The following is an 18,717-nucleotide window of genomic DNA, read 5'->3' on the forward strand; positions in this document are numbered from 1 at the left end:
GCCGGGATAACCCTTTCTCCGCATGTATCTTTTGCCAGCGTTTGAACGAGTGGCAATCGTTCGTTTTTCTCGGGAGTATTTCGAGCGCGTCAGAAAAAGTTCCCAAAAGTTTAACACGCCATCGTAGCATATCCGTTACTGTCGGCAGACGACGATAGCTCGCTGACTTGAGCCGACAACGGCCGATACGGTAATTCCGAAGAAAACGGGAAAGGTGGTTGGCGAGCTATCCTACGAGCCACATGCCGAAGCCAGCCCCCATGAGGGACCACCCGACTGGCCTTCCACTTCCAAACAGGGTAGCTCCCCCAATAATGAGGGCCGCTGGCACTTCGTTACCGTCTTTCATTTCTCGGGCAGACGTTTCTTCGCACGTGACGATGCCCAGCGCCCCGTGCTACGAGCGTTGAAATGTCTTCTCCTGCATAATTTTTGCCTTATAGAACGAATAAGACTATATCGACTCGAAAGCTTCAATACGTCGTGGACAATGATGGATTTGCGAAGGAGACGACTACCGACCAGTCTAACGAGACGAGCGTGCCACCCGAGGTCGAGCGCCGCGAGATGCTGGCCGAGCGTCGTAGTCGAACCGCTCTACTGAGTACCACAATTTAAGCGGTTCTCCGCCGATAGAGAAACCGTGACCAGTCTCCTCCTCGTCGTCGGTATCGCGGTCGCTATCTTCGTCGGCTTCAACATCGGCGGGTCGAACACCGGGGTCGCCTTCGGCCCTGCGGTCGGCAGCGGCACCGTCTCGAAACTCGGCGCGGCCGGTCTGATGAGCGTCTTCTTCCTCCTCGGTGGCTGGACCCTCGGACGCCGGGTCGTGGACACGCTCGGAAAAGGTCTCGTCGCGGGCGACCCGTTCACGATGGAGGTCACTATCTTCGTCCTGCTGTTCATCGGGTTCGCGCTGTTCGTCGGCAACGTCTTCGGCGTGCCCGCCTCGACTTCCATGACCGCGGTCGGGGCCATCATCGGACTCGGTCTGGCGCTCGGTCGACTCAAGGTCGATGCCGTCGTGGAAATCGTCGGCTGGTGGCTCGTCGCGCCCATCGTCGGCTTCTGGGTCAGCGCGATGATAGGCCGGTACTGGTACGACGACCTCGCGGAGTACGTCGCCATCGACCAGACCGAAGGCCCCCTGCTCGAATTCGACCGGTCGGGCGCGGTTCCGCGCCCCGAACTCGGTCCGAACACGACCCAGCGCGAGTTCGGCGGCACCGCACTCGTGGTCGGCATCGGCTGTTACATGGCGTTCTCGGCGGGCACGAGCAACGTGGCGAACGCGGTCGCGCCCCTCGTCGGCAACGGCGCGATTTCGATGAATCAGGGGATTCTGCTGGCGGCCGGGGCGACCGCGCTCGGGGCGTTCACCATCGCGCGCCGGACGCTGGATACGGTGGGCAACGACTTGACCGACCTCCCGCTGGTCGCCGCGCTCGTGGTCGCCAGCGTGAGTTCGACCATCGTGACCGCGCTCTCCGCGCTCAGCATCCCCGCGAGTTTCGTCGTCATCGCCACGATGAGCGTCGTCGGTCTCGGGTGGGGCCGGGCGACTGTCGCGGAACCAGTGCCCGACACGCCAGCGGTCCCCGCCTCGAGCGTCGGCGGCGCGGTCGAAGCCGACGACTCGTCGCGCGTGGTCGAACCCGACGGCGCACCCGCCGCCGCCGAACTCTACCAGCCCGCGACGACCGCGCGGGTCATCCTGCTCCAGAATCTCGTCCCCGGCGTGGCGACCGTGGCGGCGTATCTGGTCTTCCGGTACGCGCCGATTGTGTAGTCCCGTCCGACCGGAGGCCGCACGTCGGGCGAACCGCCACAATTTAAACGCGTTTCGTGCGATGTATAGACCGTGATTAGCGTACTCCTCCTCGTCGGTCTCGCGGTCGCAGTCTTCGTGGGCTTCAATATCGGTGGCTCCTCTACCGGCGTCGCGTTCGGTCCCGCGGTCGGCAGCGGCGTCCTCTCGAAACTCGGCGCGGCCGGTCTGATGGCCGGGTTCGCGCTGTTGGGCGGGTGGACAGTCGGCCGGAACGTCGTGGCGACGATGGGCGGGAAAATCGTGCCCTCGGCGCTGTTCACGCTCCCCGCGAGCGTCGGCGTCCTGTTCTTCGTCGGGTTAGCCCTGCTGGTCTCGAACCTGTTCGGCGTGCCCGCCTCGACCTCCATGACCGCGGTCGGCGCAATCGCCGGACTCGGCGTCGCGGCGGGCGACATCGACTGGGGCGTGATGGGCCAAATCGTCTCGTGGTGGCTGGTCGCTCCAATCGTCGCCTTCTGGGTCTGCGCGGTCATCGGGCGGTACCTCTATCCCTACCTCGACGTCTGGTTCCGCATCGACCGGTCCGAGGGACCGATGTTCGAGTACAAACGTATGGCGTCGATTCCCTACCCGGCACCGAGCGCGACGACGAACCGCCGGGAGTTGATTAGCAGCGTCCTCGTGGTCGTCATCGGCTGTTACATGGCGTTCTCGGCGGGCGCGAGCAACGTGGCGAACGCGGTGGCCCCGCTGGTGGGGAGCGGCGAGTTGGGCATCAATCAGGGTATCTTCCTCGCGGCGGGAGCCATCGCGCTCGGGGCGTTCACCATCGCGCGCCGGACGCTGGACACGGTGGGCAACGACTTGACTGACCTGCCCCTGCTGGCCGCGCTCATCGTCGAAGTCGTCTCGGCGTCGCTCATCACCTTCCTGTCGTACCTCGGGATTCCGGCCAGTCTCGCGGTCAGCGCGACGATGTGCATCATCGGCCTCGGGTGGGGCCGGGCGACTCGCGCGGTCAAAGTCCGCGACGCCGCGGCCGCCGCAGTCCGAGGAGACGGCGAGGAGGACGGCAAACCCAGAAGGGGCGAGTCGAAGATGTCGGTGGACGCATTGACGGCGGAACCCGAGGACGAGGTCCAGAAAATCGGCGAGGAGGACCCAGACGAACTCCAGACCAAGGACTTGTTCGACCCGGCTTCGACGGGGCGGGTCATCATGCTCTGGATTCTGACCCCGAGCATCTCGGCGGTGGCGTCGTTCCTGCTGTTCGAGTTCTTCCCGATTTATCAGTAGCATCCGGGCGTCTCGGGGTGAAACAATAACTACTAACCATGTCGCGGCCGAACATCCGGGTGATGCCTACCGTAGAATACCTCAACTACGAAGTGCTGGACGACCAGGGCTGGGACATGGACGACGACGACCTCTTCGAGCAGGCCGCCGACGCGGACCTCGGTGACGAGGACTACGGCAGCCTCGACGTCGCCGAAGGCGAGTACATCCTCGAGGCCGCCGAGGCCCAGGGCTACGACTGGCCCTTCTCGTGCCGCGCCGGTGCCTGTGCGAACTGCGCCGCCATCGTCAAAGAGGGCGAAATCGACATGGACATGCAGCAGATCCTCAGCGACGAGGAGGTCGAGGACAAGAACGTCCGCCTGACCTGTATCGGTAGCGCGGCGACGGACGAGGTCAAAATCGTCTACAACGCCAAGCACCTCGACTACCTCCAGAACCGCGTCATTTAAGCGCGTTTCCGGGTTTTGGATTTTTTGCGAGAGCGTCTTTGGGTACTCGTAGGAGTCGCTATCTTCGATTTTCATCGAATACTTTAGGCCGATAAGTAGTCTTATGTGACTATACCGACTACTCGGTGGTGATGGAAGGTGACGCAGGAGAGCGAAGGCCGAAATCTGAGGACAGCGACTCCGACGTCAACGACGATGGCTGGAATTGCGAACGAAGAGAACTCACCTATCAGGAAGCACGAGCAGTACTCGAATCACAACAGACGATACTTGCAGACATCGACGAGAAAGCGATGCGGACGGTTCGGACGACTGTCCTCCTTATCGGCGCAATCGCATCGGCAGTGAAAGTAGCGAAAATCGAGTTTCACGGCGGTCTGGCGGTTGCCGGTTCCGTATTTCTATTCGGTTCACTCGCGTTTGGTTTGACCACATACGATGAAGCTGACCCCTATTTGGGGCCGAATCGAGCGTATTTGGAGCAGCTCGCCGCGAACGAATTTCAAGGGACGTGGAAAGAAGACCTGATAGAAGTGTATGGATACTGGATACAGGAGAACGGAAACGACATCGAATTCAACAGCGTTCTCCTTCGAGCCACACAGATTCTCCTCTTTGTCGGACTCGGGTTCCTCTCGTTATCGCTCGTTTTTTGAGAATTTCACCTGCCTACCAAGACGCTCGTGAGAAGTGACTGATTCACCACTACCTTTTTACGGCCAAATCATGAGATAGTCAATATGGAAGATAAGAGACCGATTCACCCTGCCGAAAAAGGGCAACGTAGCAACAAGGGGTCGGCATTTCTCTCGCGCCTCCTCGGTCGCCGCGACGACTCCGAGTAGCGCCAGCTATTTCTCCTCGATAAGCGCCTCTACAGAACCCTACTCTGAGGATTTCGAAGCTCGAAAAGGCCGAAAACGTTCAGTCGAGTAGTCGCTTTACGAACTGGTAAAGAGAGGGTCCAGCCCATTCGCTGACGCCGTTCGATTCCACGTGAGCGTCTTCCGTGTCGGGCGTCGGTTGTTCCGTCGCGGCCATCAGTATCGGAAACGTTCTATCGCTATCATTATAAGTGTTTTACCGTCGCTCTGTCTTTCCAATCTTCTATTCTGAGACCCGACCACGAACGAAATCGTACAAGAGATACGTAGCTAACAGCACGACTAGTGGACAGCCGAAACGAGTCGGAAGGTCGAAACGAGCGATGGGACCGACGAACGCAGTTCCAACGAGGAGATACCCGAGACTGAAGAAGATACACATCTTGCAGTTGAACAATCGGGTGTGGTCTTTCTCGATTTCTGTTTCGTTGTTCGAGACCCAGTTAGGCACTTTCTGGTTGATGTCTCGTTTGGCGTCTGTGATGGTAGTCTCGTCGGAGAACTCGTCTTCGAGATACTGGACGCTCGGTCCGCTAGCAATTTCGGTCCGATGGTACGCGAGAACCGCGTAGAGGAATCCTGCCGCCAAGAAAAGAACACTCAAAACGACGTACTCGTTGATGAAAAAGCCGAACTCGACATTGGTCGAAGGACTGAGACTGCGTTTTGCCGCGACGAGAAACGCACCGGAGTACACGCTCAGAATCACGCCAAGGAGACGAATTAGATGGGCCGATTTCTCGTTCAAACCGCGTGATTGCTCTTTCTGTCGGTCGAGAACGTCCGTGTTTAGTTCGTGAAGAAAATCGACGATGTGCTGTTCCCTTTCGGCGGCATCAGTGTCATCGCTCCCCTGCCTGTTCGGCGGCATCCGTTGATAGTCTATATCGACTACAAGAGATTAAAAAGAGTTCGTTATCCAGAAATCCGGACTTCTCTCCTCCTACATTTATATACGAAGCCGGAACAAACCTCGCTCACGGAGAACTACTCGCCGTGGCTACCCCCATCGACGCCTCGATACCCGACCTGCTCAGACTGCTCGTCGTCCCCGTCTTCGGCTGGGCCGCGTGGCGCGACGTGAAGACTCGGCGCGTGCCGAACCGGACGTGGTACCCCCTCGCCCTCCTCGCGGTCGTCCTGTTGGCGGTCGAGGGCTGGCAGGCGTGGACCGGCACGCCCTACGAGACCCGCGCGTTCGCCATCCGAACCGCGGTCAGCCTCGGCTTCGTCGGGCCGCTGGTCGTCGCGTTCTGGTGGTTCCGGGCGTTCGGCGGCGCGGACGCGAAGGCCTTCCTCGTGGTCGCCGCGCTGTTTCCGACGTATCCGACCTACGAGGTCCTGAACTGGGTGGCTCCCCACCAGCAGACCGCAGTCGGCGTGTTCTCGCTGACCATCCTGACGAACACGGTGCTTCTGGGCGCGCTCTATCCGCTGGCCGTCCTGCTCCGGAACGCCGCCACCGGGCGGTTCTCCTCGGTGATGTTCGTCGGCAAGCCCGTCTCGTGGGACGCGGTACCCGACGAACACGGCCGTCTGCTGGAGACGCCCGAGGGCGTGACTCGGAACGGCGTGGACTTAGACGCCCTCCGGATGTACCTCCGGTGGCGCGGCCTGACGCTGGCCGAGTTGCGCAAGGAGGCCGACCACTTCCGAAACCCCGCGACGCTGCCCGCCGACCCGAATCCGCCGGGCGACGGCTCGACTAGTGTCGAGGAGACCCGCGCCGACGGCGGGCAACTCGACCGCCGAGAGACCGTCGGCGAGGCCGACGCCCCCGAAAACGACCCGTGGGGCGCGGCGGCCTTCTTGGACGACATCGACCACGGGGCCTACGGCACGACGCCCGAGGGCTTGCGCGACGGACTGGAGGTCCTCGCTCGGGAGGACGAGGTCTGGGTCTCGCCCGGTATCCCGTTCATCGTTCCGCTGTTCGTCGGAACCGTCGTGGCGCTGACCTACGGGGACTTGCTGTTCGGCGCGATGGGACTAGTGGGGCTTGCGTGAATTGCAGATGATTCGTCTGCGGTGATTGTCGGCCCGCCGCCGCAGTCGAGAAGCCATCTTGGACCGAGACACCACTATACAATTGTTAAATAAATACAAGTTTTTGAGAACCATACACAATTGTTTGTTACGTCCCTCGACTGGGCAATCAATCCCTACCGATGAAAAGAACCGAAGGAGAAGCGCCTACTCCTCTTCGCCCTCCGTTCCGGCCACCATCCCGCTCACGTTGCCGACGTTCATCGCCACCGCCAGCACGACCGCGATGACGAAGACGATGAACGACGAGATGGCGTTCATCTTCGGTGCAGTCCCGTATTTTATCATCGAGAACATCGACGTGGTCAGCACGTCCATCGTGCCGCGGACGAAAAAGGCCCGGATGAAGTCCTCGAACGACCGAATCCACGCGAACAGGAAGCCCGCGCCGATGGCGGGCGCGACGATGGGCATCGTGATGTCGCGGAACACCGTCAGCGGGTCGGCCCCGAGGTCCCGCGCGGCCTCCTCTAAGGACTCGTCGAACGTGTAGAGGCGCGAGGTCACGAGGAGCAACACGAAGGGGTAGCCGTAGACGCTGTGCGTGAGGACGACGGTCCAGAACCCCGGCACGATTTGGATGCCGAACAGCTGGGGCAGGAGCGTCCGGAAGTAGATGAGCAACGCGATGCCCAGCACGACCCCCGGAATCACCATCGGCAGGATGCCGAAGGTCCGGTAGGTCTCCTTGAACGGGAAGGAGAACCGGGCCAGCGCGAAACTCGACAGCACGCCGAGTACCGTGGCGATGCTCGCCGCGATAGTGGCGACTTGGACGCTGTGCCACAGCGAGGTCATGAGCGCGGCGTCGGCGAACGTCGCCCCGTAGTGGGCCAGCGTGAACCCCCGGAAGGGGAAGAACGTGCTGGCGTTCACCGCGAACGAGAGGATGATCATCACCGCGAGCGGAATCCACAGGAACACCAGCAGCGCGCCCGCGACGACGTAGAAACTCCTGCTGAGCAACCGCTCTTTGGTCTCGTGGTCGACGAGGCGGGTCCCCGTGCCGCGCTCGGTCACCGTCCCGGTTCCGGAGTCGGTCTCGTTGCCGGTTTCTGTCGCCATTTCAGACACCTCCGAGGTCTTCGATGCTGACGTAGCGGAAGGCCACCGCGAACGCGACGACGATGCTCAGGACGATGAACATCGACGCGGCACTTCCGTAGCCAATCGCGTAGAGCGAATTGATGCGCTCCTCGATGAGCTGGCCGATCATCAGGACCTTCCCCTGCCCGAGGAACCGAGGCGTGATGAACGCGCCCAGACTCGGCACGAACACGAACAGGCTCCCGCTGATGATGCCCGGCAGGACCAGCGGCAGGATGATGTCCTTCAGCGCGGCTGTCCTCGACGCCCCGAGGTCCCGCGCGGCCTCGATGAGCGAGAAGTCGAGGCCGTCGAGGCTGGCGTACAGCGACAGCAGCATGTACGGGAAGTAGGCGTGGGTCAACCCGATGATGATGGCCGGGACGCCGTAGTTGAACAGGCCGACCGGGCCGTTGACGACGCCGAGGCGCAACAGCGTGCTGTTGATGACGCCGCTCGGGCCGAACATCAGGAACCACGAGTAGGCCCGCACGAGGTACATCGTGAAGAACGGCAACAGCACGAGGAAGATGACGACTTTGAACGTCGTCCCGCCCTTGCGCGCCAGTAGGTACGCCAGCGGGAAGGCAAGCACCAGACACAGCACGGTCGTCACCGCCGCGATGAAGTACGACAGCGCCAGCGACTGGAAGAACGCGGTCTGCCAGAACGGTCCCTCTCCCGCGAACAACTGGTTGTAGTTCTCCACCGTCGGTTCCCAGATAATCTGGTAGGTGAACGTATCGACGCTGGTGAAACTCACCGCGACCATGAACGTCAGGGGCGTGAGCAGCAGGAGGAACAACCAGATGAGCGCGGGTCCGGTCGTAATCCCCAGTCTGCTCGCCCGCGAGGTGAACGCGCCGACGAACCGCTCGCGCGCAGACCGACTGCGCTCGGACGTTTCGGTAGCCACGGCTTACGCGACCTTGATTTCTTCCCAAGCCTCTATCCACGAGCGCTCGTTCTCGACCGCTTTGAACGGGATGAAGCTCTCCAGTTTCGCGGGGTCAACCGACCCGTAGAGTTCGTTTTGCTCCTCGGTCAGGTGCTCTTGAGTCGCCGGATTGACGCTCGGCGAGTAGCCGACCTCCGCCAGCTTCGCGCCCCGTTGCGGCGAGATGTACTCGTTGATGACCTCCCACGCCTTCTGCTTGTTGTTGGAGGCCTTCGAGACGACGGCGGACTCGAACCACGCCAGCGCGCCCTCTTGGGGCACGGCCATCTCGGGCCAGTCGTCGCCGTTGTCCCACATCTCCACGATTTCGTTGCGGCCCGACTGGCCGACGAGGAAGTTGCCCTGTCGGAAGGACTTGATGTAGGTCGGGTCGGCGGCGATGTAGCCCTGAAGCAGGGGCTTTTGGTCTATCATCGTCTGCTTGACCTCCTGAATCTGGTCTTCCGACAGCGTCACGCGCTGGCCCTCGAAGGCGTCGCGCATCCCGAGGTGGAGCGCCGCACCACTCATCGCCTTGAAGTGGTTGTCGTACATGATGATTTCGCCGCTGAGGTCCACCCCCTCGAACTCCTCGTTGAACAGGATTTCGTAGGTCGGTTCGTGTTCGGGAATCTCCCGCGAGTCGTAGGAGTAGCCGTACCAGCCGAACCGAATCGGGACGCCGTACATTTGCCCGTCGCTGGTGAACTGGTTGTCGGCGAACCCTTGGAACGTGTCGTAGATGTTGCTCTGGTGCGTGACCACGTCCTGGTTCACCGGGGCCAGCAGGTCGGCGTTCATCATCTTCGGGACGTAGTTGTTGTTCGGGATAGCGATGTCGTACTGCTGGTACTGTCCCGCGTTCCACGACGAGAACATCTTGGCCGACGACGTGGACTTGGTGATTTTGAGGTTGACGCCGACCGTCTCCTGAATCGGATTGAGGAGTTCGGGGTCGCCGTACTCCTCCCACGTCAGGACGTTGAGCGTCGGGTTCTGTGCCGTGACCTCGCCGACGTAGCCCGACAGGCCGACGAGACTGGCCGCCCCCGCCGCGCCACCGGCCTTGAGGAAAGTACGACGAGAGTTTCCGCTCGTTTCGGTGCGACTGCCGTCCGCGTTTCGTGTCATTTGGTGTCCCCCACCATACCGAGAGTCGAGATTATCAATCATAAACGTTCGTGTCGTTTGCCAGCTTCGCCCGGCGAAATTAGGAGAACGCGGCGCGTACGCTAACCCAGCCAAAACAGTCAATCCACCAACCTTTATCAGGCGGTCAGAAGAAGCGATTAGAGAAATTAAAGCATTTCTTAAAACAATTATAAAGTTGTCTCTAAGACAGTATTCTCGACCGGACCGCCCCGATTGAACGGCCCCATGCCGTTTTATATTGTGATACAGTACCATGCGGTATGGGAGTGGACGGGGAACTGATACGGCTGGACGACGTGCGCAAGGAGTTCGGCGACGTGACCGCGGTCGACGGCATCGACTTCCGCATCGAGCGAGGAGAGTTCTTCTCGCTGGTCGGGCCGTCGGGCTGCGGCAAGACGACGACGCTCCGAATGATTAGCGGCTTCGAGACGCCCACCGACGGCGACGTGGTCATCGACGGGCGGGACATGCAGGGCGTGCCGCCCGACGACCGCGACACGAATCTGGTGTTCCAGCACCTCTCGCTGTTTCCGCACATGAGCGTGGGCGACAACGTCGCCTACGGACTGAAGAAAATCGGCATCGACGGCGACGAGATTCCGGAGGGCCAGTCCGAGTCCGAGTACCGACACCGGAAAGTGAAAGAGTACCTCGAACTCGTCGATTTGGGCGGCTACGAGGACCGCGACCCCACCGAGCTATCGGGCGGCCAGCAACAGCGGGTCGCGCTGGCCCGTGCGCTGGTCAACGAGCCGAGCGTCCTCCTGCTGGACGAACCGCTCTCCTCGCTCGACCGGAAACTCCGCAAGCAGATGCAGGTCGAGTTGCGGAAAATCCACGAGAAGACCCAAGGCGCGTTCTTCTACGTGACCCACGACCAAGAGGTCGCCATGACCCTCAGCGACCGCCTCGCGGTCATGAACGAGGGACAACTCGAGCAGGTCGGAGCGCCCGAGGAGATTTACCGGAATCCAGCCAGCCCCTTCGTCGCGGACTTCATCGGCGACACGAACCTCCTCGACGGCCAAGCTCGCGCCGAGAACGGTCGAACCGTCGTGGAGGTCGGCGGCCGCGAGGGCATCCGCTTCTCGCCGAACGACGGCGTCGGCGAGGGCGACGTGACTGTCTCGCTCCGGCCCGAGGACCTCTCGCTCGCAAACGGCGCGAGCAACGCGAGCGCCGGGACTAGCGCCAATACCTTCGAGGGTGACATCGTGGAGCGGTACTTCCAAGGCGACCAGACCAACTACGTGGTCGAGACCGGCGACGGCCTCGAACTGGAGGTCGTCATGCAGGGACGGAGTACGCCGGTCGAGCGCGGCGAGCGCGCCGCCTTCCGGTTCGAGGACGACGCGCCCGTGGTGTTCGACTGAAAAACGGGCCGGGCTACCGAGAGCGTAATGCGTCGAAGGTGGCAGACTCGGAGTACTTTTGCAGGTCACTTCGGTCAATCGGCTTCGATGCTTCAGTCACCGCCTGCTGAAGTTCCTTCGGCGAAGGCTGTTTCCCCTCTTCTATGATTAAATCACTAAGGATAGATACCAAGGAACTCGTAACGAGAGGGGTGGCGAAACTTGTGCCCGACTGAAACGAAGCGTCCCGTTCCTGAGTGTCTCCGGAAGCACGAATCGCAGGAGCAAGTACGTCTGGTTCGGCATTGACGAACGGTGCGTTCCCGTCCCAAGGAACATCCTTTCTATTGTCCTCACAGTCTTGTCCGTTCTCGCACTTTCGCTGTCCGCAGAACGGTCCGTACAGTTCGTCGCCGTGTATCCAGTACTGGCTACCTTCTGTCGAATCGCTAACGTCGTTCGTACACAGCGAGATGAGTCCGCCGACGCCAATAACCTCGTCGAGGAGTCCGGGGCAGGTAACGGCATCTGCCGTCTTTTCGTTTCCGATGGCTGTGACGATAGTTACGTCGTGTTCTTCGACGGCCCAGCGTGCCTCATCACCGATTCGGCAATGGCCGCCACAATCATATCCATCCTCCTCGTGGTGACAGACTCCAAGTGAGAGGTTAAGAACGTCAACACCGTGTTCGACGGCCGCCGCAATTGCTCGAACGACGTTAGAACGTTTCGCTTTCCCGTGACCCGTATCCGGTTCCTCAGCAATTACTCGATAGAAATTGTAAACTGCCTTCGGCGAGGTGGCGGTCGCGTAATCAAACACGGCGGTCCCGTGACCTGTCGTGTCCGGTTTCTCTGAGGCGACGTAATTTTCACGTCGGTTTATCTTGTACTGCGAGTCCACGTCCGATTCGGTAGGTAGCTGGTAAATCGAGTCTGCAATGCCGACCCTGACGAAATTACCGTCGTTTCGTGACCGTTCTACCTCCATAGAAAGAAGGTGAGACGAGAGAACGGCTTCTTGAAACGAGTATCCCGTTTCGAACCGCGAGGGAATTACGAGTTTCCCGTATCAACACCGTCAGCGTGTGGTCGAACGTCTGTCTCGTTCAGTTCAACCGACTTGAGACCCTCGAACTCACACACCTCGTCAACCCGGTTTTCGGGAACGGAAACCTCCAGAGTGGCACGCCCGATTTGGTCGTGGACAGTACCGCCGAGTTCTCGAATACGCCGTTCAAGCGTGTCGGTCTCGCCGGAAACACCGAGCAACAGTTCAACCTGCGTCTCAGCGGTGCTATCCCGCAGGCTTCGAACTGTATGCTCGATGTAACTAGCCATTTCGCTCGGAGCTACTCCCTAGAGCGTTAAAACCATACCGGAAAATTACAGAATTTACATATTGCCTGAAACCTCTTCGATTCGGATTTAAAGAGTGGCGCTCCGATAAGGCACAAGAGTTGATATTTCGAATCGAAATCCTATTGTCGGTCGCTTCGCACTCGGTGAGTATGGAAACGGTTCGTGCGAGCGACTACCACGACATCGTGCAGACCGGCGAGCCTCGAATCTCCCCCGACGGGGAGCGAGTCGCGTTCGTCCGGAAGGTACCGAGCGGCGACGAAGAGTACGAGGCGACGATTCACGTCGTCCCGGTCGGTGGCGACGAACCCCGGCAGTTCACCGTCGCCGAGGGCGTCGATAGCCAGCCTCGGTGGAGTCCGAGCGGCGACCGCCTCGCGTTCGTCAGCACCCGCGGCGCGGACGACGACCGACCCCAGTTGTGGGTCATGCCGACCGACGGGGGCGAGGCACGGCAGGTGACCGACGTGGTCGGCGGCGTCTCGGGCATCTCGTGGTCGCCCGACGGGACCAGAATCGCGTTCGCCCAGCAGGCCACCGAGGAGGACCGCGAGGAGGAGCGGGACCTCGGTCTCGACGGCGACGAGTACGAACCCGAGGAACCCGACCCGCGGGTCATCGACCGGATGGTCTACCGGGCGGGCCAGCGGTACTTCGACGGGCGGCGCTCGCACGTCTACGTCGTGGACTTGGAGACCGCGACCGGGGAGGACGACGACACCGGCGTCACCCGACTCACCGACGGCGACTACGACTTCGCCGAACCCGAGTGGAGAGACGACTCGACGCTCTACTACAGCGCGCGCCGGACCGACGACCCCGACGACAACATCGTCATCGACATCGCGGAGTACGACCTCGACGCCGACGAGGAGACCGAGGTCGTCACCCAGACCACCGGCTGGATGGCGAGGCTGGCGGCCGCGAGCGACGGCCGACTCGCCTACGCCTACACCCCCGAGGAGAACGCCACGCTCCGCCAGACCGAAATCGAGGTGCTGGACCGCGAGACCGGCGAGGTCACGACCCCGACCGAGAGCCTCGACCGGACCCTCAGCGTCGATATTCCCTTCCAGTGGGGTCCCGACGAGGAGAACCTCTACTTCGTGACCCCCGACGAGGGCGAGTACGCAGTCTGGCGCGCTCCCGGCGACGCCTCCACCGACCCCGAGCGCGTGGTCGGCGACGGCAAAGTCGAGGATATGTCGGTCGGCGACGACGCCATCGCGTTCGTCCGGTCGGAGTGGGACCACCCCGGCGACGTGTTCGTCTCGACGCTCGGCGGTGCCGAGAGTCGGCGGCTCACCCGCGCCAACAGCGACTATCTGGACGACCGCGCAATCTGTCAGCCCGAGGAAATCCGGTTCGAGAACGAGTCGGGCGACGAGATACAGGGCTGGGTGCTGACGCCGCCGGACTTTGAATCGGATGGAGACTATCCCCTCGCGGTCGAAATCCACGGCGGTCCCCACTCGATGTGGACCACCAGCGGGACGATGTGGCACGAGTTCCAACTGCTCGCGGCGCGGGGCTACGTCGTCTTCTGGTCGAACCCCCGCGGTTCGACCGGCTACGGCGAGGAGTTCATGGCCGAACTCGGCGGCGGCCAGTGGGGTCCGCCAGCCTACGAGGACGTGATGGCCGGAGTGGACGAGGTTGCGAGTCGGGACTACGTGGACGAGGACAACATGTTCGTCACGGGCGGGAGCTACGGCGGCTACATGACGATGTGGACCGTCGGGCACACCGACCGGTTCGAGGGCGCGGTCAGCCAGCGCGGCGTCTACGAACTCAACAGCTTCTACGGTTCGACCGACGCCTTCAAACTCGTCGAGTGGGACTTCGACGCCACCCCGTGGGAGGACTCGGAGTTCCTCTGGGAACAGTCCCCGACCGCCTACGCAGACCAGGTCGAGACCCCGACGCTCCTCGTCCACGCCGACGAGGACTACCGCGTCCCGGTGAACAACGCCGAGATGCTCTACCTAATGTTGAAGAAAAACGACGTGGAGACCCGACTGGTTCGGTACCCCCGCGAGGGCCACGAACTGTCCAGAAGCGGCGAACCCGGTCACGTCGTGGACCGCCTCGAACGCATCGTGCGCTGGTTCGACGGCTACTCGGACCACCACGACGCGCCGAAGGCCCTCGAACGCGGCGACGAAGGGCTGTCGGCCGCTGAGGAAGACGACGAAGGGGACGAGGAAGGCGACGAAGACGAAAGCGGGGAAGACGAGTAACGGACGGAGACGATGAGTAGCGAGGAGATTTAAAAACTCGGCGCGCGCGAGCAACGCGCGCGAGGGAGTCGGCCGTCGGAGGCGGCCGACGAGGTTGGGGAGGCGTGAGGCTGTCGCGGGGCGGTGCGGGAGACTCCCGTGTTCAAGCCTGAAGCTAGCTTCTCTGAACAGACTACTTCAGAACCATCGAACGAAACGAGTCGGCCTGCTCCGGTCAACCTCCCTCTCACGTGGTCACTTTTCGCACACAAAGGTCGGCTTCGGTAGCGACTCTCACGACCAACAACCCGGAGCCGTCTTGCGTTCTTGTACCCGAAACGAGGGGGTTGCGGTCGCGGCGATACGAACCGATACGGACGACTTCCCGGAGCTATGGACCGCGATAGGGGTGCCTTTCGTCAGCAGACCCTGCACAGATAATCGCCCGCAGGCTCGGCGTTCTCCAGTCGATACGGAGGGGTTCGTCAGTCCACGATGATTTCGGACTCGCCGTCGTCGATGACCTCCCGACCCTCGTCCTCGGGTTGCATCTCGGTCTCGTAGCGGTCTATCCAGTCGGCGAAGCACTCGGGACAGAGCCGCTGGCTGTCGATCTGCGAGCGGTCCACGGTCAGGCGAATCGTGCGGGCCAGCGCGTCCGACACGGGGTCCCGGCAGTCGTCGCAGGGTTCGGTCTCCTCGGCGTCGGTCATGGTTCGGCGTGCGTAGCGAGGCTACATAGATTTTGGTTGTCGATTCGGCGTTTAGTCGGATTTCTGGATTTGCGCGTAGAGTCGGGGTATCTGGGGTCTGCAATGTAGTAGTTCTCCTTAGGAAATTATATTCAATGTTTAAGAATTATAATTATGGTTGAGGCGTTCGAGAGGTGGATTAGACACGAGAGGAGGTCGGTTGCCTCGTCGCTCCCGCGCTGAACTCGAACGTCGCGCCGGTCTCGGCGGCAGTCGCCACGATGTGGTTCGAGCGAGACGAAAATTCGCGGAATTCGTCAGGACGGAGTGGAATCAAGTCGAGCGCCGGATACTCGTCGTGGTTCCAATCCCAGTCCCAGTAGTAGCGCCGTGCGTACACGTCGTCCTCCTCGAAATTGGGACTTACGACGACGACATCCGCGTCGCTTGACGGCGATGGGTCGCCACTCGCGTAAGAGCCAAATACGACAACTGTGGTCGGTTCGATGCCATTCTGGCGACCGATGCGGGCGACCTCGCTAGCGATTTCGCTGGCGGAAGGGAGTTCTTCTCGGCGGTCGTTCGGCCCGCGGTCCACACCGGTACTCATCGGAAATACTGTTCGTCGGCCCAGTTCTTCAGTTCTTCGACTGACTGATTGACATCCTCCCCCGGCTAAAGCCGGAGGAATCCCGAGCGTTGGGATATTACGGTTTGCAGACTCCCTGTTCTCTCGGTGTGAACCGTCCGCTCTCGCGGTCGAACAGGACGACTCCGGGCTGTGCCAACCAGCCGTTACTCATATCCCCCGTCGGGGGACTCTGAGTCATCTTTCTGCGAATGTTCACCGCACCGTTCACGTCTGCGTTCATCGTTGTTTCGCACGACGAACAGACGTACAGCCCACGCTCCACGCGGTTCGCATCTCGAATCTGCCCGCAACACGAACACGTCTTCGACGTGTTCTCCTCGTCTACCCGGTCAACGAGGATTCCGTATTCCTCGGCCTTATATTCAAGGAGACGGACGAATCGGTCGAACTCCCAGCTGTGGAGTTTCTTGTTCCCCGACGTACCCCAGTTCCGAGACTCGCCGTTCTCATCCTCGCGGATGTCGCTAAGGTCGCCAACTGCTATCTTCTCCACACCTTCTTCGACACACCGTTGAACAATGTGTTTCGAGAGCGTATGGAGGAAGTGGTCTTTGCGTCGGGAGAGTTTCCGACGAGCCTTCAACGCCTGCTTCGATGGCCCGTTCGCGCCTTCGGTCTGGTACTCCTCGCGGGTGAAGTAGTGCTTGTCTTCTTTCAGCGTGTTCCCCGGATACAACTCCGAGGGGCCGTCCTCGTAGTCGATGGCGAGGTAGTTGCTGATGCCGAGGTCGATGCCCGCCGTGTTGTCGCCGGGTGCGTCCTCGACGGGAATCTGTTTCTTGCAGACGAGGTGGAGTTCCCATTCGTCGCCGTTCCAGACACCACGCACCTGCTGGATGTTCTCGACTTCTACGTCGGGGCGGGTTTCGTATTCCGCGAGGATGAAGTCAGACCGTCCGTCTTTCAGGTTGAACCCTTTCGAGAGGCGGAGTTGACCGTGCTTGTCGTCGTGCTTGATGCCTTTCTGTTTCCACGTCACGGTGGAACGTGGGTGGTCGTCGCCACGTTTCCGGTAGCCCGGTGGGTTGTTGCCGTCGTCGGAGTTGTACCAGCCGGTGAACGCTTCAGCAAGTTCTTCGAGAACTCGCTGACTTGACTGAGAATGCAGGTCACTATAGCGTTCGTGGTCTTTCAACTCCGACTTCAATTCGGCTTCGTCGGGTATCTCACCATCTTCATCCCATCGGCCTTGGATATAGTAGCGTCCGACGTTCCACAGTTTCGAGGCGGAGAACCCGCACTGGTCGAAGTCGTCACGAACCTGCTGGTGGTTCGTGATACGTGCGACGTAGGTGCGGGTTGTCTCCAGCATCGTACTGTCTTCATAACTATTTATGAAATAGAGGATATTAAAGGCTGTGTTCGGCGTGGAATATCCAGCCCTGTTAGTGTCGGTGGAATGTGTCACTGAGTGACGGCGCGTATCCACGGCCTGAAGGCCGTGGTATTGCGCCTACTCCGCGTATAACGTCTTCTGAAGACTTCTTTCGGGCGTAGTCTAAGTCGTCGGGGTATCGCCGGTCATAGACGGCATACAGGTACGAGAGAAGTTGCCGTTTGTCGCTCGGAAAACGCGGGATGTCCCGTGCAAGTTGTGTCGTATCGTGGATTTCCGCAGGTGTGGTTCCTTTCGTGACTAGAATCGCCTTCAGTAGTGATTCTACGGCCAAATGACACTCTTTTAATTTCTTCTGGGGTTGGCTGTTATCCCGTGCTGACTGAATATCGCGCTCGTACTTTGCCAGCCACTCGTCAACTGAGGCCATCGAGCGTAGATAGCCAATATAGTCTAATACGACTTTCGGCAGACACATCTGCAACCGGAGGTTGAGGATATACTGAATTCAAAACCTGACAGTAAGGACTTAAATTGACTCTCAGCGGCCGAACGCTTTTGCTCGCGGACGGTGTGCAACGACCAATGGGGACCGAGGAGTCCTGTATCGCCGTCGCGGTCGGAAACCCGGACAACGCAGAGCAGTTGACCCGGACCGCGGTGGACGTGGCCCGCGACAGAGGCGGCGAGGTCTTCGTGGTCGGCGTCGTCGTCACGCCGCAGGAGTCGCCGCTCGCGCTGTTCACCGACGAGGTCATCACCCGCGAGTTCGGCGGCGAGCGCCGGGCCGTCCTCGACCGGGCGATAGAAGTCGCCTCCGGCACGGGTGTCCCCGTGTCGGGGCGACTGTTCGTGGCCTCTTCGCCAGCTCGGGGCGTCCTCCACGCCGTTCGCGAGCGAGGGTGCGACGGGGTGGTGGTCGGGTGGGAGGACCGGACCCGCGAGTCCGCAGTTCTCGGAAGCAACGTGGACCGCATCGTGCGCCGGGCCGACTGCGACGTGCTGGTCGAGAAAATCGGAGCAGTCGCCGACGGCGTGGAGGCGGTCCTCCTGCCGGTCGCCGAGAGCCGACACACGAAACTCGCGGCGTCTGTCGCGCGAGCCATCGCGGCCAGCAACGACGCCCGCGTGGACTTGCTCCGGGTCGTGGAGTCCCAGAGCGCAGAGTCGGAATCGGCGGCCCGCGACCTGCTCTCGGAGACGGCCGACCACCTCGCGGGCGTCCCGGTCGAGACCGAGGTCCGGACGGGCGAGGTGGCCGACGAAATCGTCGCGGCCTCGCGGTCCCGAGACGTGACGGTCCTCGGCGCGACCCGGACCGGCGCGATTCGGCGGCGCGTGGTCGGCTCGACTCCTCGGGCGGTGGGCCAGCGCGCGGAGGGGACCGTGATTATGGCGAAGAAGGGCGACGGGTCGATGCTCTCGCGGGTGTTTCGGTTGTAGGTCGTGCAAAACCATTTTATCGAGCAGACGTTAT

18 protein-coding genes are annotated in these 18,717 nt (G+C 61.2%); 8 read left to right on the top strand and 10 right to left on the bottom strand.

The window, feature by feature from the left end:
- Positions 1 to 643: 643 nt before the first annotated feature.
- The 4 genes from EPL01_RS01610 to EPL01_RS01625 all read left to right on the top strand — a co-directional run bounded on the left by EPL01_RS01610 (position 644) and on the right by EPL01_RS01625 (position 4,175).
- Entirely contained in the window at positions 644 to 1,789 is a 1,146-nt protein-coding gene (locus EPL01_RS01610; RefSeq protein WP_135823512.1) for an inorganic phosphate transporter, read from the top strand.
- Positions 1,790 to 1,861: 72 nt separating this feature from the next.
- Positions 1,862 to 3,067, top strand: coding sequence for an inorganic phosphate transporter (locus EPL01_RS01615; protein WP_135823513.1), 1,206 nt, complete (start codon positions 1,862 to 1,864; stop codon positions 3,065 to 3,067).
- Between the two features lie 62 nt (positions 3,068 to 3,129).
- Complete coding sequence (gene fer / locus EPL01_RS01620; RefSeq protein ID WP_135823514.1) at positions 3,130 to 3,519, top strand: ferredoxin Fer; 390 nt, start codon at positions 3,130 to 3,132, stop codon at positions 3,517 to 3,519.
- Positions 3,520 to 3,650: 131 nt separating this feature from the next.
- The gene (locus tag EPL01_RS01625; protein ID WP_135823515.1) at positions 3,651 to 4,175 is read left to right on the top strand and encodes a hypothetical protein; all 525 of its coding nucleotides are present in this window, start codon (positions 3,651 to 3,653) and stop codon (positions 4,173 to 4,175) included.
- 451 nt (positions 4,176 to 4,626) lie between these two features.
- On the opposite strand, the gene EPL01_RS01630 is transcribed toward EPL01_RS01625, so the two are convergent.
- Positions 4,627 to 5,274 (bottom strand): hypothetical protein, encoded by a 648-nt coding sequence (locus tag EPL01_RS01630; RefSeq protein ID WP_135823516.1) that lies wholly within the window; start codon positions 5,272 to 5,274, stop codon positions 4,627 to 4,629.
- 137 nt (positions 5,275 to 5,411) lie between these two features.
- On the opposite strand from EPL01_RS01630, the gene EPL01_RS01635 reads away from it, so the two are divergent.
- On the top strand, positions 5,412 to 6,410 hold the full coding sequence (locus EPL01_RS01635; RefSeq protein ID WP_135823636.1) for an A24 family peptidase: 999 nt from the start codon (positions 5,412 to 5,414) through the stop codon (positions 6,408 to 6,410).
- A gap of 186 nt (positions 6,411 to 6,596) precedes the next feature.
- Here EPL01_RS01635 and EPL01_RS01640 read toward each other — a convergent pair whose 3' ends face one another.
- From EPL01_RS01640 to EPL01_RS01650, 3 genes are read right to left on the bottom strand one after another with little or no spacing between them, the layout of a single operon-like run.
- Complete coding sequence (locus EPL01_RS01640) at positions 6,597 to 7,514, bottom strand: ABC transporter permease (RefSeq protein ID WP_135823517.1); 918 nt, start codon at positions 7,512 to 7,514, stop codon at positions 6,597 to 6,599.
- 1 nt (position 7,515) lies between these two features.
- Positions 7,516 to 8,451 carry an ABC transporter permease gene (locus tag EPL01_RS01645; protein WP_135823518.1) on the bottom strand — a complete coding sequence of 312 codons (936 nt, stop codon included), beginning with the start codon at positions 8,449 to 8,451 and terminating at the stop codon, positions 7,516 to 7,518.
- A gap of 3 nt (positions 8,452 to 8,454) precedes the next feature.
- Positions 8,455 to 9,603 (bottom strand): ABC transporter substrate-binding protein, encoded by a 1,149-nt coding sequence (locus EPL01_RS01650; RefSeq protein WP_135823519.1) that lies wholly within the window; start codon positions 9,601 to 9,603, stop codon positions 8,455 to 8,457.
- Positions 9,604 to 9,884: 281 nt separating this feature from the next.
- Here EPL01_RS01650 and EPL01_RS01655 point away from each other — a divergent pair, with 281 nt between their 5' ends.
- Positions 9,885 to 11,000, top strand: coding sequence for an ABC transporter ATP-binding protein (locus tag EPL01_RS01655; protein WP_135823520.1), 1,116 nt, complete (start codon positions 9,885 to 9,887; stop codon positions 10,998 to 11,000).
- Between the two features lie 13 nt (positions 11,001 to 11,013).
- On the opposite strand, the gene EPL01_RS01660 is transcribed toward EPL01_RS01655, so the two are convergent.
- Positions 11,014 to 11,970: a S8/S53 family peptidase gene (locus EPL01_RS01660; RefSeq protein WP_135823521.1), complete on the bottom strand. Its 957-nt coding sequence runs from the start codon at positions 11,968 to 11,970 to the stop codon at positions 11,014 to 11,016.
- A gap of 65 nt (positions 11,971 to 12,035) precedes the next feature.
- Complete coding sequence (locus tag EPL01_RS01665) at positions 12,036 to 12,320, bottom strand: hypothetical protein (RefSeq protein ID WP_135823522.1); 285 nt, start codon at positions 12,318 to 12,320, stop codon at positions 12,036 to 12,038.
- 170 nt (positions 12,321 to 12,490) lie between these two features.
- Between EPL01_RS01665 and EPL01_RS01670 the strand changes: the two genes are divergently transcribed.
- On the top strand, positions 12,491 to 14,581 hold the full coding sequence (locus tag EPL01_RS01670; RefSeq protein WP_135823523.1) for a S9 family peptidase: 2,091 nt from the start codon (positions 12,491 to 12,493) through the stop codon (positions 14,579 to 14,581).
- A 464-nt stretch (positions 14,582 to 15,045) separates the two neighbouring features.
- Here EPL01_RS01670 and EPL01_RS01675 read toward each other — a convergent pair whose 3' ends face one another.
- From EPL01_RS01675 to EPL01_RS22545, 4 genes are all read right to left on the bottom strand, one after another.
- Positions 15,046 to 15,273 carry a DUF7569 family protein gene (locus EPL01_RS01675; protein WP_135823524.1) on the bottom strand — a complete coding sequence of 76 codons (228 nt, stop codon included), beginning with the start codon at positions 15,271 to 15,273 and terminating at the stop codon, positions 15,046 to 15,048.
- Between the two features lie 178 nt (positions 15,274 to 15,451).
- A complete protein-coding gene (locus tag EPL01_RS01680; protein ID WP_135823525.1) occupies positions 15,452 to 15,862 on the bottom strand; it encodes a nucleotidyltransferase domain-containing protein in 411 nt (136 codons plus the stop codon).
- A 97-nt stretch (positions 15,863 to 15,959) separates the two neighbouring features.
- A complete protein-coding gene (locus EPL01_RS01685) occupies positions 15,960 to 17,216 on the bottom strand; it encodes an RNA-guided endonuclease InsQ/TnpB family protein (RefSeq protein ID WP_135823526.1) in 1,257 nt (418 codons plus the stop codon).
- A gap of 73 nt (positions 17,217 to 17,289) precedes the next feature.
- Positions 17,290 to 17,718 carry a HEPN domain-containing protein gene (locus tag EPL01_RS22545; protein WP_135823527.1) on the bottom strand — a complete coding sequence of 143 codons (429 nt, stop codon included), beginning with the start codon at positions 17,716 to 17,718 and terminating at the stop codon, positions 17,290 to 17,292.
- A 107-nt stretch (positions 17,719 to 17,825) separates the two neighbouring features.
- Between EPL01_RS22545 and EPL01_RS01695 the strand changes: the two genes are divergently transcribed.
- Positions 17,826 to 18,683, top strand: a complete 858-nt coding sequence (locus tag EPL01_RS01695) for a universal stress protein (protein ID WP_135823528.1) — start codon at positions 17,826 to 17,828, stop codon at positions 18,681 to 18,683.
- Positions 18,684 to 18,717 lie beyond the last annotated feature (34 nt).

It is taken from the genome of Halorussus ruber (genome assembly GCF_004765785.1).
Taxonomy (GTDB): Archaea; Halobacteriota; Halobacteria; order Halobacteriales; family Haladaptataceae; genus Halorussus; species Halorussus ruber.